This window comes from Streptomyces sp. NPDC048506 (assembly GCF_040651315.1).
Taxonomy (GTDB): Bacteria; Actinomycetota; Actinomycetes; order Streptomycetales; family Streptomycetaceae; genus Streptomyces.
The window spans coordinates 116,266-137,836 of sequence record NZ_JBEZIX010000022.1; the positions used below are offsets into that span (position 1 = coordinate 116,266).

Sequence of the window (21,571 nt, forward strand, 5' to 3'; positions counted from 1 at the left end):
GATCTTCCCCGCTTCGGCGCGCGGAGTGCAACGCGAACGCCGCCCGATCGCGTCTTCATGGGCGACGCGGACGTGCCGGAGGGCACGCCCGGGGAAGTGTCCTGGTTTTTACTGATTTGAACACTTTCCGCATCCGCTTGGTTCCGCCGAGTGAATAAGAGGCTCAATAGCAGATCTCGGCTTGACTGGCCCGGATCTCCACACTTGTAATTTCACTCGTGTCGTTCAGCCGAAATCGATCACGGCTTGATCACGGGGACGTAAAGACAGACGAGGGGCGCGCATGACCGAGCTGTTCCAGGAATTGCTGGTCGAGGAGGCGGACGAGGAGCTCGGCTGGCAGGAGCGCGCACTGTGCGCCCAGACCGACCCCGAGTCCTTCTTCCCGGAGAAGGGTGGCTCCACCCGCGAGGCCAAGAAGGTCTGCCTCGCCTGTGAAGTCCGGTCCGAATGCCTCGAATACGCCCTCGCCAACGACGAGCGCTTCGGCATCTGGGGCGGTCTGTCCGAGCGCGAGCGGCGCCGGCTCAAGAAGGCCGCCGTCTGACCATGACCAGGCGGCCGTCCGGACCGACGGCGCTCGGCCTCACCGGCCACGCCGCCACGCCACCCCAACTCCCCATATCCCCCTATAGCGAACCCTCCGCCTCCAGCGCTCCAGCTGCTGGAGGCGGACTGCTGTGTACGGGCCCGGTCGGAGCCCCGGCGCGAACCATTAGTGTGGGGGCCCGTCCGAGATGCGCCGCAACCCCGCAGGGCGCGCGCGTCGCCTCGTAGTCCGTCGCAGTGTCTTCCGGGGGCGGGGGCCTTGAGCGACTTCGCCGCGTGCCTTCGAACTCCCGGGTCCGGAGGGCCCGTACCTCGATGTCCGTGCACAGCTCGTCGGCGGCCCAGTCCGCCTCATATGAAGCCGCCACCCCAGAGTTCCCGCGGCACGTCGTCACCGCCGTGATCGTCTCCCACGACGGTGCCCGCTGGCTGCCCGACGCGCTCTCCGGCCTGCTCGGCCAGGAGCGCCCGGTGCAGAACGTCATCGGTGCCGACACCGGCAGCGCGGACGACTCCGCCCAGCTGCTCGCCGAGGCCGTCGGCGACCAGCGGGTGCTGCACCTCGCCCGCCGCTCCGGCTTCGGTACCGCCGTCGACGAAGCCGTCCGCGCCGCCCCCGTCCTCACCCCCGACGACCTGCCCTACCTGCGCCGCCCCAGCGGCTGGGACCCGGTCAGCCGCACCTGGCGCGACGAGGCCTACGACATGCCGGAGTTGCCGCACGGCGATCCGGTCCAGTGGCTGTGGCTGCTGCACGACGACTGCGCACCCGAACCGGACGCGCTCGCCGAGTTGCTGCGGGTCGCCGACGCCAGCCCCCGCGCCGTCATCGTCGGCCCCAAGCTGCGCAGCTGGTACGACCGCCGCCAGCTGCTGGAAACCGGGGTCAGCATCGCCCGCAGCGGCCGCCGTTGGACCGGCCTGGACCGCCGCGAACAGGACCAGGGCCAGCACGACCAGGTGCGCCCCGTGCTCTCCGTCTCCAGCGCCGGCATGCTCATCCGCCGGGACGTCTACGAGGAGTTGGGCGGCTTCGACCGCCGGCTGCCGCTGATGCGGGACGACGTCGACCTGTGCTGGCGCGCCCAGGCGGCCGGCCACCAGGTCCTCATCGCCCCGGACGCCGTCCTGCGGCACGCCGAGGCCGCCGCCCGCGAGCGCCGCCCCATCGACTGTGTCGGCCGCAGCGTCGCCAACCCGCACCGCGTCGACAAGGCCGGCGCGGTCTACACCCTGCTCACCAACACCCAAGGCCGGGTCCTGCCGTACGTCCTGCTGCGGCTGCTGCTCGGCACCTTCCTGCGGGTCCTCGCCTACCTCGTCGGCAAGGTCCCCGGCCAGGCACTGGACGAGCTCGCCGGACTCTTCGGCACCCTGCTGCGGCCCGGCAAGATCCTCGCCGCCCGCAAACGCAGAGGCCGACCCGCGGTGGACGCCAGCGAGCTTCGGCCGCTCTTCCCGCCGCCCGGCGCGACCGTACGGGCCACCGTCGAGCAGATCGCCGGCAACCTCTCCGGGCGGGCGGCCCCGGACGTGGCCTCCGCCGGCCGGCACGGCGCCGTCGAGTCCGGGCCCGGCGGCGACGACGCCGACTACCTGGAGATCGAGCAGTTCGCCCGGCTCAAGCGGATCGCCCGCAAACCCGCGCCGGTGCTCTTCGCGGTCCTGCTGCTGGTCTCGCTGATCGCCTGCCGCCAACTGCTCGGCTCCGGGGCGCTGACCGGCGGCGCGCTGCTGCCCGCCCCCGGCAGCCTGTCCGACCTGTGGTCGTCGTACCTCGACAGCTGGCACGCGGTCGGAGTCGGCAGCACCGCCTCGGCGCCCCCCTACCTGGCGGTCGTCGCCCTGGTGTCCAGCGTCTTCCTCGGCTCCACCGGCTTCGCCGTCACCCTGCTGCTGGTCTGCTCCGTACCGCTGGCCGGCCTCACCGCCTACTTCGCCTCCCGCCCGCTGGTCGCCTCCCGGCTGCTGCGGGCCTGGGCGAGCATCGCCTACGCCTTCCTGCCCGCGGCCGCCGGCGCGCTGGCCGGCGGCCGGCTGGGCACCGCCGTGCTCGCCGTCCTGCTGCCGCTGATGGCGCGTGCCGCGATCGCGGCGAGCGGCCTGCGGCTCCCGGCGGGCACCCGGCCCAGCTGGCGCGCCACCTGGGCGTACACCCTGCTGATCACCTTCACCATGGCCTTCACCCCGATCGTCTGGCCGATCGCGGTGCTGCTCGGCGTCGGGATGCTGGTGCTGCGCCTGCTGGGCTCCGCACCCGGAGACCCGCAGCAGAGCGGCGGCGGAGCGAAGCGGAGCGGCGGCCGCGACCTGCTCCTCGGGTCCGTGCTGCGCTTCCTGGCCGTGGTGCTCGTCCCGCTCCTCGTCCTCGCGCCCTGGTCGCTGGCGCTGCTCACCCAGCCGTCCCGCTTCTTCCAGGAGGCCGGGCTCGACTACGGCGCCGGCTCCGCCTCCGCCCTCGACCTCATCGGCCTCAGCCCCGGCGGCCCCAAGGCCGTCGGCGGCTTCCTGCTGTTCGGCATCGTGCTGGCCGCCCTCGCCGCGACCCTGCGCGACGACCGCCAGCGGGCGATCCGTACCGCGTGGGCGGTGGCGCTGACCGGGCTGCTGTGCGCGGCGCTCGGCAACGGCTCCGGCTGGACCGGCCCGGCGATGCTGGTCTACGGCCTGGCGCTGCTGTGCGCCGCCGCGATCGGCGCCGAGGGCATCCGCACCCGCATGGCCAGCCTCGGCTTCGGCTGGAAGCAGCCGGTCGCCGTGCTGATCGCACTGGCGTCCCTGCTCGCCCCGCTCTACGCCGCGGCCAGCTGGATGATCACCGGGGCGGACGGCCCGCTGGAGCGCCGCAGCCCCGAACAGGTCCCGGCGTTCGTCGCCGAGGAGTCCGGATCCACCGACCGGGCCCGCACCCTCGTCCTGGACGGCACGCCCGGCCACGTCGACTACTCCCTCGTCCGCGGCTCCGGCGCCCGGCTCGGCGACGCCGACCTGGCCGCCGAGGCGGGCGAGGACACCCGGCTGGGCGGCATCGTCGCCAACCTCGTGGCCGGCTCCGGCGCCGACCAGACCAACCAGCTCGGCGGCTATGCGATCCGCTACGTCCTGGTCCGGACCGGGGCACCGCGCGAAATGGGCCGGGTCCTGGACGCGACGCCGGGCCTGACCCGGCTCAGCCAGGACGACGGCAGCGCCCTGTGGCGGGTCGACCGCCGGGTCTCCCGGGTCTCGATCGTCGCCCCCCAGGCCCAGGACGGCACCACCGCCGGTGAGGCCGCCGCGCCCACCGCGGTCAAGTCCGGCCCGGTCGAGGCGCACACCACGATCCCCGCCGGGCCCGCCGGCCGGGTGCTGCGCCTCGCCGAAGCCGCCGACGAGGGCTGGCAGGCCACCCTCGACGGCACCGCGCTCAAGCCCGTCACGGTCGACGGCTGGGCACAGGGCTTCACCCTCCCCTCGGACGGCGGCACGCTCGACCTGACCCACCAGGACCCGCTCACCCACACCCTCTGGCTGTGGGGCCAGGGCCTGCTCGCCGTCGTCCTGGTGGTGCTCGCGCTGCCGGGCCGCCGCCGGGAGATCGACGACGACCTGCCCGAGGACGTGGCCGCCGCCCAGGCCGCCGCGGCCTCGGGCGACGGCCGGCGGGCCCGCCGGCTGCGCGCCCAGGCCGAGGCCGCGGGCGCCCCCGAGAGCCCCGACCCGGGTGCCCCGGCCGCCGACGAGCAGCCGGCGGGCCCGCCGGCCGACCCGGCACCCGTCCAGGACGCCGCCCCGGTCGGCGACCCGTACGCCGCGGTCCCCCAGCAGCAGTCGTACGAGGACTGGCAGGCCGCGGCGGGAGCGCCGCCGCAGACCGGCGAGCCGCAGCCCTACCCGTCCGCCGACCCCTCCACCGCGCACGAGTACGGCCAGTACGGCCAGCAGTACCCGTACCAGAGCCCCGCGGCCCCCGCCGACCCGTACGCCGCCGACCCCTACCAGGCCGGCGTCTACGACCCGTACGGCTACGGCCAGCAGCAGCCCCAGCACCAGCCCTACGACGACGGCACCGAGTACCCGGGGTACTCCGGCTCCTACCCCGAGCCGCGCCGTGACGGGAGCGACCAGCAGTGAAGCGCACGATGATGTCCCTGATCGGCGTGGCCGTCGCGCTGGGCGCGGTCACCGGCGTCGCGGCCGTCGCCGCTCCGGACGGCGGCGAGCGGGCCGCCCGCACGACCGCCGGCACCGGTGGCGCCCGGCTGCCCGTCCAGCGCTCCGCCCTGCTCTGCCCCGCCCCGACCTCCTCCGAGGTCGGCGACACCACCTACACCGCCTTCGCCCCCAAGGGGGCCGGCGCCGGTACCAAGAAGGGCACCGCGACGCTGCTGCCCGCCGGGACCGTCAAGGAAGCCGGCAGCAGCGACAGCGGCGGCGGCACGAAGAACGGCGGCGGCAAGAGGAGCGGCAAGGGCAAGGCCGGCGGCGCGGACACCGCCGGCAGCCAGACCGTCCCGCCCCGCGACACCAAGCCCGTCGCCCCCCTGCGGCAGGCCGGCACGCCGGTCACCGCGACCACCGACAGCCCTGACGCGCCGGCCCTCGTGGGCGCCGCGGACGGCACCCTGGCCCCGGGCTGGACCGTCCAGCAGACCACCACCATCGCGGCCGGCTCCGGCCGCGGCCTGCTCGGCCTGAGCTGCACCGCCCCGGACACCACCTTCTGGTTCCCCGGCGTCAGCACCGACACCGACCGCCAGGACTACGTCCACCTCACGAACCCGGACTCCACCCCGGCCGTGGTCGACCTCGAACTGCGCGGCAAGGACGGCACGTTGGGCGGTTCCGCGGGCGAGGACATCTCCGTGCCCGCGCACACCACCGTCCCCGTGCTGCTGTCCACCCTGACCACCAGCCCCACCACCAACGCCACCCTGCACGTGGTCGCCCGCGAGGGCCGGGTCGGCGCCGCCGTCCAGGCCAGCGACAGCAAGCTCGGCAGCGACTGGCTGCCGGCCGCCGCCGACCCGGCCCCGAGCGTGGTGCTGCCCGGCATCCCCAAGGACGCCACCTCGGTCCGGCTGGTCGCCATCGCACCCGGGGACTCCGACGCCGACCTGAAGGTCCAACTCGCCACCCCCACCGGCCTGATCACCCCCGCCGGCCTGGAGACCCTGCACGTCAAGAGCGGGATGACCACCGCGGTCGACCTCAAGGACGTCACCAAGGGCGAGGCCGGCTCACTGGTGCTCACCCCCACCGACAGCACCTCCAAGGCGCCGGTCGCCGCCGCCCTGCGGGTCATCCGCGGCAAGGGCGGCAACCAGGAGATGGCGTTCATCCCCGCGACCCGCCCCGTCGAGAAGCGCGCCACCGTCGCCGACAACCGCGACAAGGGCAGCACCCTCTCCCTGGTCGCCCCCGAGAAGGGCAAGGACGCCCAGGTGAAGGTCACCGCCTCGGCCGGGAGCGGCGGCGGCACCCCGACCACCAAGACGTACACGGTCAAGGGCGGCACCACCCTCGACATCGCCCCGCCCCGCCCCCAGGGCCTCAAGGGCGGCTACGCGCTGACCGTGGAGCCCGAGCCCGGCAGCGGTCCCGTCTACGCGGCGCGGATGCTCGCCCTGCCCCAGGGCGGGGTGCCGGCGTTCACCGTCCAGCCGCTGCCCGACGACCGCGGCTCGGTCGTCGTCCCGACCGCCGGACAGGACCTGTCCGTGCTGACCGACTGACACCGCCCCGGCCCCGACCCCCGGGGCCACCGCCCCGCGCGCCGGACCCGCGCCGCGGCCTCACTCCTGGCCGTAGCGCGGGTCCACCGACTCCGGAGCCAGCCCCAGCAGCTCGGCGACCTGCTCCACCACGACCTCGTGGACCAGCAGCGCCCGCTCGTCCCGGCTCTTCGTGCGGATCTCCACCGGCCGGCGGTAGATCACGATCCGGTCGCGATGTCCGCCGGTCGCCGGCAGCACCCGCCCCAACGGCACGGTCCCCTCGTCGACCACCACCTCCGGCCCGTCGTCGGGGCCGAAACCGGGCACTTCCACGACCATGAAGTCGACCTGGCCGAGCTGCGGCCAGCGTCGCTCCAGACGGTCCCGCGAGTCGTACACGAGGTCCACGAAGGCGTCGGCGCGGGTCACCGACAGCGGCACCTGGGGAGGCGCGATCGGCCCGCGCATGCCACGGCCGTGACGGTCGCGGCGGCGAAGCCGCGGCTGGGCCGGTCGGGGAGGTACGGGACTGTCCATCAGCATCGAGCGTAGCCGTCGAGCAGCGCCGTACACCGCCGACTGCGACAAGACGGGCCATGTCGCCGACTGACCGAACGCACCACCATCGGTTTCGCCTCCCTCACGCCATCAGAGCGCAAAAATCTCGGCAATGCCCGGTAATGCTCGGCAATGCCCAAAAATGAACCGACTGATGATGGCTTGCCCCGTCGCTCGACCCCCGCCGCGGGGCACCCGGAACAGGCGCCCCCGAGCGGGTGCAGGTCAGACGCATCGGACGAAGCGGGACGACACGGTTGGGTGAGCCGGGGGAGAGTCGTCGCGGCCCGCTCAAGAGTGCGGTACCGTCCAACGTCGTGAGCCCTGTACGTCGCTGTTCGCGCACTGCGTGCGGCCGCCCCGCCGTCGCAACGCTGACGTACGTCTACGCGGATTCGACCGCCGTGCTCGGACCGCTCGCCACCTACGCCGAGCCGCACTGCTACGACCTGTGCGCCGAGCACTCCGAGCGCCTGACCGCCCCCCGCGGCTGGGAGGTCGTCCGCCTCGCCATCGACTCCGGCCCGGCACGCCCCAGCGGCGACGACCTCGAAGCCCTGGCGAACGCCGTACGCGAGGCCGCCCGCCCCCACGAACGCGCCGCCGGCGACGGCTCGCCGCCCCACGGCGACCGCGACCCCCACCCCATGGAGGTCGCCCGCCGCGGCCACCTCCGGGTGCTCCGCTCGCCCGACTCCTGAAACCGGCCACCCGCCGCCCGGCGGCGACCGACGGGCCACGGCGGGAAAGCCCCCGCACGGCGCGAGGCCGACAGCGGCGAACGGTAGGTTGGGGGTGTCCGCACACACCCCCAGGAGGACAGGCCCGTGACCGACCTCTCGCACATCGTGAAGGCGTACGACGTACGCGGCGTCGTCCCCACCGACTGGGACGAACCGCTCGCCGAGCTGTTCGGAGCGGCCTTCGTCGAGACCACCGGCGCGGACGCGATCGTGATCGGCCACGACATGCGGCCCTCCTCGCCCGGACTGTCCCGGTCCTTCGCACGCGGCGCCGCGGCCCGCGGAGCCGACGTCACCGAGATCGGACTGTGCTCGACCGACGAGCTGTACTACGCGAGCGGCGCGCTCAACCTGCCCGGCGCCATGTTCACCGCCTCGCACAACCCCGCCCGGTACAACGGCATCAAGATGTGCCGGGCCGGCGCCGCCCCGGTCGGCCAGGACACCGGCCTCGCCCAGATCCGCGAACTGGTCGAGCGCTGGAGCACCCAGGGCGCACCCGACCCGGTCGCCGCCACCGGAGCCGTCACCCAGCGCGACGTCCTCGGCGACTACGCCGCCCACCTCCGCAGCCTCGTGGACCTCAGCGGCATCCGCCCCCTGAAGGTCGTCGTGGACGCCGGCAACGGCATGGGCGGCCACACCGTCCCCACCGTCTTCGAGGGCCTGCCCCTCGAACTCGACGCGCTCTACTTCGAGTTGGACGGCTCCTTCCCGAACCACGAGGCCAACCCGCTCGACCCCAAGAACATCGTCGACCTGCAGGCGCGGGTCCGCGAGACCGGTGCCGACCTCGGCCTCGCCTTCGACGGCGACGCCGACCGCTGCTTCGTCGTCGACGAGAACGGCGACCCGGTGTCCCCCTCCGCGATCACCGCCCTGGTCGCCGCCCGCGAACTGGCCAAGCACCCCGGCGCCACCGTCATCCACAACTGCATCACCTCCTGGTCCGTCCCCGAGGTCGTCAAGGAGAACGGCGGCACGCCCGCCCGCACCCGCGTCGGCCACTCCTTCATCAAGGAGGAGATGGCCAGGACCGGCGCGATCTTCGGCGGCGAACACTCCGCGCACTACTACTTCCGCGACTTCTGGAACGCCGACACCGGCATGCTCGCCGCCCTGCACGTCCTGGCGGCCCTCGGCGGCCAGGACGGCCCGCTCTCCCAGCTGGTCGCCCAGTACGACCGCTACGCGGCCTCCGGCGAGATCAACAGCACCGTCGACGACCAGACCGGCCGCCTCGCCGCGATCAAGGCCACCTACGAGGGCCGCCCCGGCATCACCCTCGACGAACTGGACGGCCTCACCGTCACCGCCGACGACTGGTGGTTCAACGTGCGCCCCTCGAACACCGAGCCGCTGCTCCGCCTGAACGCCGAGGCCCGCGACGCCGAGACCGTCGAACGGGTCCGCGACGAGGTCCTGGCGATCATCCGCGGCTGAGACCGGAGACCTCCTCCGGCACACCCAGGTGGTGGGCGGCGCGACACCCCGGCGCGCCACCCGGCGCGACGCCCGGGAGCGAGCCTCCCACCACCACACCTTCGCTCCGAGCAGGCCGGCGCACACCGTCCGGCGGTAGGCTGGCCACGCCGCAACCACCCCGAAGGAGCCGCGTCCATGCCGGTCGAAGCCAGCTTGATCCAGATCCTTGCCTGCCCGGCGTGCCACGCCCCGCTGGAGGACCAGACCGACGCGGACCCCGCAGAGCTGATCTGCACCTCGGCGGAGTGCGGCCTGGGCTACCCCGTCCGGGACGGCATCCCCGTGCTCCTCGTCGACGAAGCCGTCCCCCACGGCCCCCAAGGCGCGGGTGGGAGTGCCCCCAGCCCCGCCTGACCGGGCGCCGCCGGGTCCGCCCGGCACCGTCCGGCGATCCCCCGCCCAGACCGGCGAACGGAGGCCGCGCCCACCATGCTCGACGAGTCACTCCTCGACACCCCTGATGCGCTGGCCAGCGCCGACCGCTTCGGTCTGCTGCGCGGCGTCGCCGAATCCGGCGCCCGGGTCCGCACCGCCGCCCGCAGCGCCACCGAATCCGGCATCGCCCAGCTGACCCCCGACGGACGACCCCGCGCCGTCCTCGTCGCCGGCCCCGGCCCGGCCGCGGCCGGCGTCGCCGACCTGCTGCGCGCCCTGTGCGGCGGCAGCTGCCCGGTCAGCCTCATCCAGCCCACCGGCGTCGCCCCGCTGCCCGGTGCCCTGCGCTGGACGCTGCCCGGCTGGGCCGGCCCGCTCGACCTGCTGCTGCTCGCCGGCCCGGACGCCGCCGACCCCGGCCTCGCCGAACTGGTCGAACAGGCCTACCGCCGCGGCTGCTCGGTGGTCGCCGTCACCCCGGCCGGCGGCCCGCTCTCCGACGCCGTCATCCAGGCCCGGGGCCTCGCCGTCCCCCTCGCGACCACCTCCTACGACGCCGAATTCGACGTCGAGGGCGCACCACCCGCCGCCCCCGGCACCCTCTGGTCGGTGCTGATCCCGCTGCTGATGCTCACCGACCGGATCGGCCTGATCAGCGCCCCGCCGGACGCCCTGAGCAAGCTCGCCGACCGCCTCGACCAGCTCGCCGAGCGCTGTGGCCCGGCGATCCCGACGTACACCAACCCCGGCAAGATGCTCGCCGCCGACCTCGCCGACGCACTCGCGCTGATCTGGACCGAGGGCACCATCGCGCACGCCGTCGGCCGGCACTTCGCCACCGAGCTGGCCGGCCTCGCCGGCCGCCCCGCGCTCGCCGCCGAACTGCCCGAGGCCCTCACCACCCACCGCACCCTGCTCGCCGGCCCGCTGGCCGAACCCGACCCGGACGACTTCTTCCGCGACCGGGTCGAACAACCCGCCGCGACCGCGCTGCACGCCCGGGTCGTGCTGCTGCGCGAACAGGAGCCGGGACCGCTGTCCGCCACCCGCGCCGCCCAGGCACTCGCCGAGGAGCGCGACACCGCCCTCAGCGAGCTGGAACCGGGCGCCGGCAGCGATCTGGAGAAGGCCGCGGAGCTTCTCGCCATCGCAGATTTCGGCGCCGTTTACCTGGCGCTCGCCGGCACCGAGTGATCTTTGATCGGAGGCCCGCCCCGCAGGCCTCCACCACCCGCAGCCGCACACCAGCAGGAAGCAGTTTCCCGATGGACCGCCTCGCCAACACCGTGCGCCCCTACGCCTGGGGCTCCACCACCGCCATACCGGAGCTCCTCGGCACCGCGCCGACCGGTGAACCGCAAGCCGAGATGTGGATGGGCGCCCACCCCGGAGCCCCCTCCCGCATCGACCGCGGCACGGGCCCCGTCTCCCTGGCCGAGGTGATCGACGCCGACCCCGAGACCGAGCTCGGCCCCGACGCGGTCCGCGCCTTCGGCCCCCGGCTGCCCTTCCTGCTCAAACTGCTCGCCGCCGGCTCGCCGCTCTCCCTCCAGGTCCACCCCGACCTGACCCAGGCCCGGGAGGGCTTCGCCGACGAAGAACGCCGCGGCGTCCCGATCGACGCCCCCCACCGCAACTACAAGGACGCCAACCACAAGCCCGAGCTGATCGTCGCGCTCACCCCCTTCGACGGCCTGTGCGGCTTCCGCCACCCGGCACAGACCGCGGACCTCCTCGAAGGCCTGGGCGTCGACGACCTCACGCCCTACGTCGACATCCTGCGCGCCAGCCCCGAGGAGGCCGCCCTGCGCGAGGTGCTCACCGCCGTACTCGGCGCCGAGCCCCACGCCATCGCCGGCACCGTCGAACGCACCGCCGTCGCCGCCGACCAGCTCGCCGCCAAGGGCGGACCGTACGCCGACGTCTACGCCGCCTGCGCCGGCCTCGCCCACCACTTCCCCGGCGACCCCGGCGTCCTCTCCGCCATGCTGCTCAACCACGTCCGGCTCCAGCCCGGCGAGGCCCTGTTCCTCGGCGCCGGCATCCCGCACGCCTACCTGAGCGGCCTCGGCGTCGAGCTGATGGCCAACTCCGACAACGTGCTGCGCTGCGGCCTGACCCCCAAGCACGTGGACGTCCCCGAACTGCTGCGGGTGGTCCGCTTCGAGGCCGGCGACGCCGGCGTGCTGCGCCCTGAGGACGTCGCCGGCGAGGAGGTCTACGACACCCCCATCGACGAGTTCCGGCTCTCCCGCTTCGTCCTGGCCCCGGGCGGCGCCCCGCGCGCCCTGGTCTCCCGCACGCCGCAGGTCCTGCTGTGCACCGCCGGCACCGTCCGGCTGCGGAGCGCGGAGGACGCCCCCGAGCAGGACCGGGAAGGCGCCGGGCAGACCGAGCTGACCCTGGCCCCCGGCGAGTCCGCGTTCGTCCGGGCCGGGGAACAGCTCACCCTCTCCGGAGCCGGCACCCTCTTCCGCGCGACCGTCGTCGCGTAGGGGGCGCGTCGGAGCACGCCGGTGCGTCGGAGCACACCGGCGTGGGGGAGCGCACTTGCGCGGCGGAGCGCCGCCGGCACACGGGCGCGGCCACGGGCACGGGACACGGGCACGGGACACGGGCACGGCGGATGCCGGGGCGGCGGAAGCCGAGCCACGGAAGTCGGGTCGGCGGATGCTGGGGCGGACGTCCGGCAGGTGGCCTCCTGGCGTCCGTCCGGCGTCGGGCTGCAACAATGACCGCCGCACAGCATTAAAGCGGCGGTAAAGCCCGGACGACGGAAGGGACATGCGGCACCTATGAGCGCATCAGGCGGGACAAAGGCGATCGTTGCGGCGCTGGGCGCCAACGTGGCGATCGCCGTAGCGAAGTTCGTGGCCTTCGCCTTCAGCGGCTCGTCCTCGATGCTGGCCGAAGGCGTGCACTCCATCGCGGACTCCGGCAACCAGGGCCTGCTGCTGCTCGGCGGCAAGAAGTCCCAGCGCGCGGCGACCGCCGAGCACCCCTTCGGCTACGGCCGCGAGCGCTACATCTACGGCTTCCTGGTCTCCATCGTCCTGTTCACCATCGGCGGCGTCTTCGCCCTCTACGAGGGCTACGAGAAGATCCACAACCCGCACCCGCTGGAGGACTGGTACTGGCCGATCGGTGTCCTGGTCTTCGCGATCATCGCCGAGGGATTCTCCTTCCGCACGGCCATCAAGGAGTCCAACGAGCTGCGCGGCAAGCAGACCTGGACCCAGTTCGTCCGCCGCGCCAAGGCCCCCGAGCTGCCGGTCGTCCTGCTGGAGGACTTCGGCGCGCTGGTCGGTCTGGTCCTCGCGCTGGGCGGCGTCGGCCTGACCCTCGCCACCGGCAACGGCGTCTGGGACGGCATCGGCACCATGTGCATCGGCACCCTGCTGGTGGTGATCGCCCTGGTCCTGGCCGCCGAGACCAAGTCGCTGCTGCTGGGTGAGGCGGCCGGCCCCGAGCAGGTCGCCAAGATCCGCGAGGCGGTCGTCGACGGCGATGTCGTCACCCGCGTCATCCACATGCGCACCCTCCACCTCGGCCCGGAGGAGCTGCTGGTCGCCGCCAAGATCGCGGTGCAGCACGACGACACCGCCACCCAGATCGCGAACGCCATCAACGCCGCCGAGGCCCGCATCCGCGAGGCCGTGCCGATCGCCCGGGTCATCTACCTGGAGCCGGACATCTACGACGAGGCCGCGGCCGCCGCGGGCGCCGACCCGTCGAAGACCCCCGGCGGCCACTGACCCACCCCACGCCTGACCCACCCCACACTTGAGCACCCACGCCTGACCCACCCCACGCACCCGAGGCCCCCGCACTCCCCGACGAGTGCGGGGGCCTCACCGCACGCCTCACCGCACGACGACCACGCCACGCCCCCCGGCACACAACCAGCACACCGTCCCTCGGCCCGCCGACACCACGCCCGTCGGCCCGCCGACACCACGCCCGTCGGCCCGCCGACACCACGCCCGTCGGCCCGCCGACACCACGCTCGTCGGCCCGCCGACGCTGCCTCCCATGGCCCGTCGACGTCACGGTCCCTCGGCCCGTCGATGTCGCCGTCCCGCCGGCCACGCTGCTCCATCACCAACGCCACCACCGCCGACGCCACCGCCGATGCCGCCGCCAGTGACGAGGCGCGACCGTTCATCTGGTGCGCCATGAGCACCTGTTGGGCCATGAGCACCCGGTGTGGCCATGAGCACCTGGTGTGGCCATGAGCACTGGATGGGGCACGAGTCCCTATGCGGGGCACGAGCGCCAATTGGGCCACGAGCCCGTGCCGAGCCACGAGCCCGTGGCCACGAACTCATAGCCACGAACTCGTGGCGAGCCCGGGGAATACCACCCCGGCCCCGCCACGTTGTGGCCCCGCAGGGGGCGCCGCCATCCCCTACGGGATCTGTTCGCCCAAGCCCTACTGGATCCCTACTGGATCTCACCCAGGACGCGCAGCACCGCCGCCTTGTCCGCCGCGTCCTGAAGCCGGGCCCGGAATTCCGCGTCCATCAGCTTCCGCGACAACAGCGCCAGGATGCGCAGGTGCTCGTCCCCGGCCGCCGCTTCCGGCACCGCGATCATGAAGACCAGCTTGGCGAGCGTGCCGTCCAACGAGCCCCAGTCGATGCCGTCCGCGGACCGTGCGAAGGCGACGACCGGAGCGGTCACCGCATCCGTCTTGGCGTGCGGGATGGCGATCTCCTCGCCCAGCCCGGTGGTGCCCTGCGCTTCCCGCACCAGCGCCACCCGGACCAACTCGTCCAGGTCCACGATCGTCCCGCCGCCGGCGGCCAGCTCGGCCATCTCGCGGATCGCCGCCTCCTTGTCGCCGGCGGTGAGCTGCGTTTCGACGGTCCGCTCCGTGAGGTAGCCGGAGAGCACCTCGGCGACGGACACGGCCTCTCCACCGTCCCCGGCCTCTGCCCCGTCGCCGGCCTCTCCGCCGCCGTCCTCGGCCGCACCGCCCTCAAGCGCCCCGCCGTCGACCGGGCCGTCAACGGACGACGAAGCGGGCGCGACGTCCGCAGCCGTACCCGCATCCACGCCCACCGCCGCATCGGCCCCGGCCCCGACCCCGGCCCCAGCACCGACCCGGGCCACCACCGGCTCCGCCACCACCGGCTCCGCCACCCCCGGAGCAGCCGCACCCGCGCCAGCCACGGCCGGAGTCGCCGCAGCCACCCCGCCCTTGCGCCGCTCCACGACGTCCACCAGTGTCACCGTCGTCAGCGCCGTGACCACTGTGCCGATCACCACGGCGATGAAGAACGTCGGCACCCCGCCGACCGCACCCAGCACCGCCACGATCGGACCGCCGTGCGGCACCGCATCCGTCACCCCGGCCATCCCCGCGACGGCACCGGCCACCGCACCACCGAGCATGTTCGCCGGAATGACCTGCGCGGGCCGCGCCGCGGCGAACGGGATGGCGCCCTCCGAGATCCCGAAGAGCCCCATGAACAGCGCCGCCATGCCCGTCTCCCGCTCCTGCTCGGAGTACAGGCGCTTGCGGATCAGCGTGGCCAGCCCCTGCCCCAGCGGCATCACCGGGATCGCCGCGGCACACATGCCCATCACCGTCTGGTTTCCGGACGCGATCAGCCCCGCGCCGAACAGGAACGCGGTCTTGTTCACCGGACCGCCCATGTCGAACGCGATCATCAGGCCGAGGATCGCGCCGAGCAGGATCGCGCTGGACCCCGTCATCCCGCCGAGCCAGCTGGTGAGGTGCGTGAACACCCACGAGATGGGCCGGCCGATGATGTAGATGAAGAACAGCCCCAGCGCCGTCGTCGCCACGATCGGAATCACGATGATCGGCATGATCGGCCGGACGAACCGGGGAACGCCGACCTTCTTGATCCACTGCACGAGATAGCCGGCCAGGAAGCCGGTGACGATCGCGCCGATGAAGCCCGCGCCCGCCTTGGAGTCGTACAGCGCGCCCGTGTTGGCTATCCAGCCGCCGATCATGCCCGGTACCAGCGCCGGCCGGTCGCCGATGGCGTACGCGATATAGCCGGACAGGATCGGCACCATCAGCGTGAAGCCGATGACACCGATGTCATTGACGTGCTTCCAGAACGAGCCCTCGGGGATGACCAGGCCACCGTCCGCCTGCGGATGCCCGCCCAGCGCGAGCGAGATCGCGATCAGCAGACCGCCGACCACCACGAACGGGATCATGTAGCTGACGCCGTTCATCAACGCTTTGTAGACGACGCTGCGCTCCTTGCCGCCACCGCCACCGCCACCGTGACCGCCACTGCCGACGCCGGCGCCGCTGGCACCGCCGCTGCCCGGCGCGCCCGAGTACACCGGCGCGCTCTGCACCCGCTCGATCAGCTGTTCCGGACGGTGGATGCCCTCGGCGACCCCAACCGCCAGCACCCTCTTGCCGACGAACCGGCTCCGGTCGACGTCCTTGTCCGCGGCGATGATGATCCCGTCCGCGTCCCTGACATCGTTGTCAGACAGTACGTTCTCGGCCCCGATGGAGCCCTGTGTCTCCACCTTCATCTCATGACCGAGCGACGCGGCGGCCTGGGCAAGCTTCTCCGCGGCCATGTACGTGTGGGCGATACCGGTCGGGCAGGCGGTCACTGCGAGCAGCTTCAGCCCCTGCCCGCCCCTCCCCGCGCCCTTGGGCGATTCGGCTGGACTGGTGGTCACGTGGTTCTCCTCACGAACGTGCGGGTGGCACAGCAGACGTCCCGGTGCCCCCGAGCTCCAGGCATCCTCCATGACGACCCCGCATGAGCAAAGCCCTCTGACGCCATCACCTGCATCAACCTGGCACCAGGCCACGAACCACCGACACCCGGCCACGACCCACCGCACCCCATACGGACCCACCGCACCCCATACGGACCCACCGCACGCCATACGGACCCACCGCCCCCCCCATCCACGGACCCACCGCCCCCCATCCACGACCTCACCGACACCCACCCACAACCCACCGAACCCCGACATCCACGGGCCCTCCGCCCACCCCGCCGTGGCCGGGACCGCACGGAATCGGACCATCCTGACTGGGGTTCGCTGCGCCGATCGGTGTAGATTCGTGACCAGTGCCAGACGTCGCTGCTGATGGCGGTCGGTCGGCCCGCCCCGCGGACCGGCCGAGGGAGAGAGGGCCTCCGACGGATTGCGCTGCGGCCAGGGGAGAGGTGTGTCCGCCTCCGCGTACGCTCCCCCTACCAGCTCACGCTGGTGTCCCCAGCCCGCGCCGCAGACTGCCAGCCCATCCACCTCGACTCCCGAGGAGCAGCACGCATGACGACAGCAGCCACCGGCCAGGACTTCAAGGTCGCCGACCTGTCCCTCGCCGCCTTCGGCCGCAAGGAGATCACCCTCGCCGAGCACGAGATGCCCGGCCTGATGGCGATCCGCAAGGAGTACGCCGCCGCCCAGCCGCTGGCCGGCGCCCGCGTCACCGGCTCCCTGCACATGACCGTGCAGACCGCCGTCCTGATCGAGACCCTGGTCGCCCTCGGCGCCGAGGTCCGCTGGGCCTCCTGCAACATCTTCTCCACCCAGGACCACGCCGCCGCGGCCATCGCCGTCGGCCCCCACGGCACCCCGGACAACCCCCAGGGCGTCCCGGTCTTCGCCTGGAAGGGCGAGACCCTCGACGAGTACTGGTGGTGCACCGAGCAGGCCCTGACCTGGCCGAACTCGCCGACCGGCGGCCCGAACATGATCCTGGACGACGGCGGTGACGCCACTCTCCTCGTCCACAAGGGCGTCGAGTACGAGAAGGCCGGCAAGGTCCCCTCGGTCGACACCGCCGAGAGCGACGAGCACCGCGCCATCCTCGAACTCCTCACCCGGACCCTTGCCGAGAACCCGGAGAAGTGGACCAAGCTGGCCTCCGAGATCCGCGGCGTGACCGAGGAGACCACCACCGGCGTCCACCGCCTGTACGAGATGCAGCGCGACGGCGACCTCCTCTTCCCGGCGATCAACGTGAACGACGCCGTGACGAAGTCGAAGTTCGACAACAAGTACGGCTGCCGCCACTCCCTCATCGACGGCATCAACCGCGCCACCGACGTCCTGATCGGCGGCAAGACCGCCGTGGTCTGCGGCTACGGCGACGTCGGCAAGGGCTGCGCCGAGTCCCTGCGCGGCCAGGGCGCCCGCGTCATCATCACCGAGATCGACCCGATCTGCGCCCTGCAGGCCGCCATGGACGGCTACCAGGTCACCACCCTCGACGAGGTCGTCGAGACCGCCGACATCTTCGTCACCACCACGGGCAACAAGGACATCATCCTGGCGTCCGACATGGCGCGGATGAAGCACCAGGCGATCGTCGGCAACATCGGCCACTTCGACAACGAGATCGACATGGCCGGCCTGGCCAAGCTCCCCGGCATCGTCAAGGACGAGGTCAAGCCGCAGGTCCACACCTGGACCCACCCGGACGGCAAGGTCCTGATCGTGCTGTCCGAGGGCCGCCTGCTCAACCTGGGCAACGCCACCGGCCACCCGTCCTTCGTGATGTCCAACTCCTTCGCGGACCAGACGCTGGCCCAGATCGAGCTGTTCACCAAGCCGGAGGAGTACCCGACCGACGTCTACGTGCTCCCCAAGCACCTCGACGAGAAGGTCGCCCGCCTCCACCTCGACGCCCTCGGCGTCAAGCTCACCGAACTCCGTCCGGACCAGGCCGCCTACATCGGCGTCCAGGTCGAGGGCCCCTACAAGCCCGACCACTACCGCTACTGAGCCACCCCGCGTCCACCGGCCGACCGACTCCACCGGCCCGCCGGAACGCACCCACAGCAGTCGGTGACCTCCAGGCCCTCGCCACCCATGGCGGGGGCCTGGCCCGTAAGGACCCAAACCCCGTACACCCACACCGCCCCCGGCCCACCGACAGGCCGCCCCGACGGTCGTCGCCCAAAGGACTGCACACCCCATGCCCCGCGGTCACTACTCGCTCCACGATCCGCACGATCACACCCCCCTCGGTGAAGAGCACTTCCACTGCGCCACCGGCCCCTCCGGCTGGCGCTACGTCTCCCAGATCATCAACCCCTCCGGCGACCACACCGGCTCCGTCGACCTCACCCTCGACGACCTCGGCCGCCCCATCCGCCTCGAACTCCACGCCTCCGCCTGGCAGGTCCGCGGCGCAGCCCTGGACGGCGTCACCTGGGTCCGCACCGACCCGACCGGCGAACACGCCACCGAAGGCAACGTCCCCGCACACGCCTTCACCGGCGCTTCCCCCGCCTTCCTCATCGCCACCGCCCGCCTGCTGCGCCCCGCCCTCGGCGCCGGCGCCGTCCGCACCCGCCTCGTCGCCTTCACACCCCCCGTCCTCGCGCCCCGCACCCTCGACCAGTCCTGGGCCCTGATCAAAAGCACACCACACGCCACTGACAACGCCCCCCTCGTCGCGGACGAATACCAGGTCAACGACCTCGAAACCGGCGAGCAGCACACCGTCCACATCGCCGGTGACGTGGTCCTTGCCGCACCCGGCATCGAACTCGAATCCCTCGATTCGCCACCGTCGACGTTCAGCTGACCGCCGACCGACGCCCCCTGTGCGGCCCGCTCCTCACACCGGCGGCGCAAACCCGGTACGCGGCGGCCGCCCCTGCCCGGCCGCGCCACCGGAACCGTCCCCACCACCGGTGACCGACGCCTCGCCGGGCGCCACGGGCTGCACCCCGCCTCCGGCTCGGCCCTCACGGCCCGACACTGCCCCGGAACCAGCCCCCGAAGCCGCCCCGACGCCCCCGTCCCCGGGCGACGCCCAGGCCCCCGCCGAATCCGCCCCGGACACCGCACCGCCGCGCCCCGACGCCCCCGGGTCCCCGACGACCCCGGCCACGCCCACAGCCCCGCTCACGCCCGACGCCGCCACCGCGGGGCCCACCCCGGGGCCCACCGGCGCCGCCCCGGCCCCTCCCGGCCCCCCGAACGCCCGCCGGGACTCCCTCGCCTGCCGCTCCCCGACCACCGCCGCCAGATACGCCGTCGGATGCACCCCCGCCGGCACCGGCGCACCCGTGAACCCGCGCAGGTCCTCCACCAGCCGCCCCGCCATGGCCACACCGACCTCCGGATCCAGCTGCTGCACCCGCGTCAGGTACTGCCGCACGGTCAGCCACCACCCATCGGGCACCCTCGACAGATCCAGCGCCCCGAGCTCTGCCGCCAGCCAAGGAGGCGGAGGCGGCAGCGCCATCCCCACCTGGGTCGCCGGCATCCGCTCCCGAATGACCAGCGTCCCGGCGAACACGTCCCCCACCCGACGCCCCCGCGCCGAGACCAACGACGCGATGGCCGCCACCACCCCCATCGTCATCACGATCTCGATGGCCCCCAGCGCCCCGCGCACCAACGCATGCCGGAACCGGATCGGCCCGCCGTCCTCCCGCACGACCCGCAGCCCGCAGATGACCTTCCCCAACGACCGGCCATGGCTCAGCGTCTCGACCACGATCGGTATCCCGACCTGCACCAGCACGAACGCCGCCACCGACACGGCCGCCACCGCCGCGCTGTCCAACGAGGACGTCGCGCCCAACAGCAGCATCGACACCGCGATGTAGACGCTCCAGCCCACGGCCACGTCCACCGCCACCGCCAGTCCCCGGCTCGGCAACCTGGCCGGCCGCAGCCCCAGTACCACCGCTTCACCCGTGACCAGCTCACTCACGCCGCGCCCACTCCCTCTCCCTCGTTGCCCACGCCCTGCCCGCGCCACGCCGGACCCGGCCAGTCTGCCAAGCTGACCGGGTCCGGCCCCACCCACGGCGCTGCGAGGAGCGACCCCGTATGGACCTCGATGTCTTCATCACGGCACACGGCGCCGAATGGGACCGTCTCGAAACGCTCCTGCACCGCAAGCGCCGCCTCACCGGAGCCGAAGCCGACGAACTCGTCGCCCTCTACCAACGCACCACCACGCACCTCTCCCTGCTCCTCTCCAGCGCCCCCGACCCCGCGCTGACCGGCCGCCTGACCTCTCTCGTGGCCCGCGCCCGGAGCACCGTCACTGGCGCCCGCAAGGCCTCCTGGCGCGACACCGCCCGCTTCTTCACCACGGCCTTCCCGGCCGCGGTCTACCGCCTGCGCCACTGGTGGATCCCCACCGCGATCCTCTCCCTCGCGGTCGCCGCCCTCATCGGCTGGTGGATAGCCGCTCACCCCGAGGTCCAGGCCGCCATCGGCGCCCCGGCGGAGCTCCGCGCCATGACCCGCCCCGGAGGCGAGTACGAGACCTACTACTCCAGCCACCCCGCCGCGTCCTTCGCCGCCCAGGTCTGGACGAACAACGCGCAAGCGGTTGCCCTGTGCCTGGTCCTCGGCGCCTTCGTCGGCCTCCCCGTCCTGTGGATCCTGCTCCAGAACATGCTCAACCTGGGTGTGGGCATCGGCCTGATGTCCTCGGCCGGCCGCCTCGACACCTTCCTGGGGCTGATCCTTCCGCACGGCCTCCTCGAACTGACCGCCGTCTTCGTCGCCGCCGGCATCGGCCTCCGCCTGGGCTGGACCCTCATCGACCCGGGACCGCGCACCCGTCGTACCGCTCTGGCGGAGGAAGGCCGCGCCGCCCTCGGAGTCGCCATCGGCCTCGCCGTGGTCCTCTTCGTCTCCGGCGCCCTCGAAGCCTTCGTCACCCCCTCCGGCCTTCCCACCTGGGCCCGTATCGGTATCGGAATCGCCGCCGAGCTGGCGTTCCTTCTGTACGTCCACGTCCTGGGTGGTCGAGCCGTTCGTGCCGGAGCGACCGGCGACGTCGAAACCACCGACCGCGACGCGACCCTTCCGACCGCCGCCTGATGTGCGCAGCACCCCGCTGACCTGCTAATCTCTCCTCGCCCCAGAAGTCCGTTGACACGGACGGCAGGGGGAGGTAGATTCGAACGGTTGCAACGAACTAGACAAGTTCATCCGCGACGGCTAGTCTCTGTCTCCGCTTCGGCCGGAATTTATTCGGCGAAGCGCAACCGACCACTTACCGGAAGCCCCGGCCGATTAATTCGGTCGAACTCCTTCTGATAAAGTCGGAAAAGCCAAAAGGCAGCCCCCTCCGACGGGGATTCGGAAACGAATTCGGACCGGCAACGGAACGAACAAGTTCTGATAGAGTCGGAAAGGCCGAAAAGCGAAAGCGAACCG

At 72.9% G+C, this 21,571-nt stretch carries 15 protein-coding genes; 12 read left to right on the plus strand and 3 right to left on the minus strand.

Features of this window, described 5'->3' with window-relative positions:
• The first annotated feature begins 283 nt into the window (after window positions 1-283).
• The 3 genes from AB0C96_RS19765 to AB0C96_RS19775 all read left to right on the plus strand — a co-directional run bounded on the left by AB0C96_RS19765 (window position 284) and on the right by AB0C96_RS19775 (window position 6,263).
• A complete protein-coding gene (locus tag AB0C96_RS19765; protein ID WP_003983763.1) occupies window positions 284-547 on the plus strand; it encodes a WhiB family transcriptional regulator in 264 nt (87 codons plus the stop codon).
• 317 nt (window positions 548-864) lie between these two features.
• A complete protein-coding gene (locus AB0C96_RS19770; RefSeq protein WP_362918943.1) occupies window positions 865-4,662 on the plus strand; it encodes a glycosyltransferase in 3,798 nt (1,265 codons plus the stop codon).
• Window positions 4,659-6,263: a DUF5719 family protein gene (locus tag AB0C96_RS19775; RefSeq protein WP_362918944.1), complete on the plus strand. Its 1,605-nt coding sequence runs from the start codon at window positions 4,659-4,661 to the stop codon at window positions 6,261-6,263. Before AB0C96_RS19770 ends, AB0C96_RS19775 begins: the two co-directional genes overlap by 4 nt.
• A 60-nt stretch (window positions 6,264-6,323) precedes the next feature.
• Here AB0C96_RS19775 and AB0C96_RS19780 read toward each other — a convergent pair whose 3' ends face one another.
• Entirely contained in the window at window positions 6,324-6,713 is a 390-nt protein-coding gene (locus AB0C96_RS19780; RefSeq protein WP_362918945.1) for a metallopeptidase family protein, read from the minus strand.
• Between the two features lie 347 nt (window positions 6,714-7,060).
• Here AB0C96_RS19780 and AB0C96_RS19785 point away from each other — a divergent pair, with 347 nt between their 5' ends.
• From AB0C96_RS19785 to AB0C96_RS19810, 6 genes are all read left to right on the plus strand, one after another.
• Window positions 7,061-7,504, plus strand: a complete 444-nt coding sequence (locus AB0C96_RS19785; protein ID WP_362918946.1) for a DUF3499 domain-containing protein — start codon at window positions 7,061-7,063, stop codon at window positions 7,502-7,504.
• Window positions 7,505-7,630: 126 nt separating this feature from the next.
• Window positions 7,631-8,989 carry a phosphomannomutase/phosphoglucomutase gene (locus AB0C96_RS19790; RefSeq protein WP_362918947.1) on the plus strand — a complete coding sequence of 453 codons (1,359 nt, stop codon included), beginning with the start codon at window positions 7,631-7,633 and terminating at the stop codon, window positions 8,987-8,989.
• 177 nt (window positions 8,990-9,166) lie between these two features.
• Entirely contained in the window at window positions 9,167-9,385 is a 219-nt protein-coding gene (locus tag AB0C96_RS19795) for a Trm112 family protein (protein WP_362918948.1), read from the plus strand.
• 75 nt (window positions 9,386-9,460) lie between these two features.
• Window positions 9,461-10,600, plus strand: a complete 1,140-nt coding sequence (locus AB0C96_RS19800; RefSeq protein WP_362918949.1) for an SIS domain-containing protein — start codon at window positions 9,461-9,463, stop codon at window positions 10,598-10,600.
• A gap of 71 nt (window positions 10,601-10,671) precedes the next feature.
• Window positions 10,672-11,901, plus strand: coding sequence for a mannose-6-phosphate isomerase, class I (manA, locus tag AB0C96_RS19805; RefSeq protein WP_362918950.1), 1,230 nt, complete (start codon window positions 10,672-10,674; stop codon window positions 11,899-11,901).
• A gap of 300 nt (window positions 11,902-12,201) precedes the next feature.
• Entirely contained in the window at window positions 12,202-13,161 is a 960-nt protein-coding gene (locus tag AB0C96_RS19810; protein ID WP_362918951.1) for a cation diffusion facilitator family transporter, read from the plus strand.
• A gap of 688 nt (window positions 13,162-13,849) precedes the next feature.
• Here AB0C96_RS19810 and AB0C96_RS19815 read toward each other — a convergent pair.
• A complete protein-coding gene (locus AB0C96_RS19815; RefSeq protein WP_362918952.1) occupies window positions 13,850-16,093 on the minus strand; it encodes a fructose-specific PTS transporter subunit EIIC in 2,244 nt (747 codons plus the stop codon).
• A 606-nt stretch (window positions 16,094-16,699) separates the two neighbouring features.
• On the opposite strand from AB0C96_RS19815, the gene ahcY reads away from it, so the two are divergent.
• Both ahcY and AB0C96_RS19825 read left to right on the plus strand, forming a co-directional pair.
• Window positions 16,700-18,157, plus strand: a complete 1,458-nt coding sequence (gene ahcY / locus AB0C96_RS19820; RefSeq protein ID WP_362918953.1) for an adenosylhomocysteinase — start codon at window positions 16,700-16,702, stop codon at window positions 18,155-18,157.
• A gap of 193 nt (window positions 18,158-18,350) precedes the next feature.
• A complete protein-coding gene (locus AB0C96_RS19825) occupies window positions 18,351-18,965 on the plus strand; it encodes a hypothetical protein (RefSeq protein WP_362918954.1) in 615 nt (204 codons plus the stop codon).
• Between the two features lie 33 nt (window positions 18,966-18,998).
• Here the strand turns inward: AB0C96_RS19825 and AB0C96_RS19830 are convergent, their stop codons facing one another.
• Entirely contained in the window at window positions 18,999-20,105 is a 1,107-nt protein-coding gene (locus AB0C96_RS19830; RefSeq protein ID WP_362918955.1) for an RDD family protein, read from the minus strand.
• 119 nt (window positions 20,106-20,224) lie between these two features.
• Here AB0C96_RS19830 and AB0C96_RS19835 point away from each other — a divergent pair, with 119 nt between their 5' ends.
• Window positions 20,225-21,232, plus strand: coding sequence for a stage II sporulation protein M (locus AB0C96_RS19835; RefSeq protein ID WP_362918956.1), 1,008 nt, complete (start codon window positions 20,225-20,227; stop codon window positions 21,230-21,232).
• Window positions 21,233-21,571 lie beyond the last annotated feature (339 nt).

Bases quoted from the DNA above. Each gene is read 5' to 3' on its own strand.
- AB0C96_RS19765 (WP_003983763.1), top strand. From the start codon at position 284: ATGACCGAGCTGTTCCAGGAATTGCTGGTCGAGGAGGCGGACGAGGAG.
- AB0C96_RS19770 (WP_362918943.1), top strand. From the start codon at position 865: ATGTCCGTGCACAGCTCGTCGGCGGCCCAGTCCGCCTCATATGAAGCC.
- AB0C96_RS19780 (WP_362918945.1), bottom strand. From the start codon at position 6,713: ATGCGCGGGCCGATCGCGCCTCCCCAGGTGCCGCTGTCGGTGACCCGC.
- AB0C96_RS19795 (WP_362918948.1), top strand. From the start codon at position 9,167: ATGCCGGTCGAAGCCAGCTTGATCCAGATCCTTGCCTGCCCGGCGTGC.
- AB0C96_RS19800 (WP_362918949.1), top strand. From the start codon at position 9,461: ATGCTCGACGAGTCACTCCTCGACACCCCTGATGCGCTGGCCAGCGCC.
- manA (WP_362918950.1), top strand. From the start codon at position 10,672: ATGGACCGCCTCGCCAACACCGTGCGCCCCTACGCCTGGGGCTCCACC.
- AB0C96_RS19810 (WP_362918951.1), top strand. From the start codon at position 12,202: ATGAGCGCATCAGGCGGGACAAAGGCGATCGTTGCGGCGCTGGGCGCC.
- ahcY (WP_362918953.1), top strand. From the start codon at position 16,700: ATGACGACAGCAGCCACCGGCCAGGACTTCAAGGTCGCCGACCTGTCC.
- AB0C96_RS19825 (WP_362918954.1), top strand. From the start codon at position 18,351: ATGCCCCGCGGTCACTACTCGCTCCACGATCCGCACGATCACACCCCC.
- AB0C96_RS19835 (WP_362918956.1), top strand. From the start codon at position 20,225: ATGGACCTCGATGTCTTCATCACGGCACACGGCGCCGAATGGGACCGT.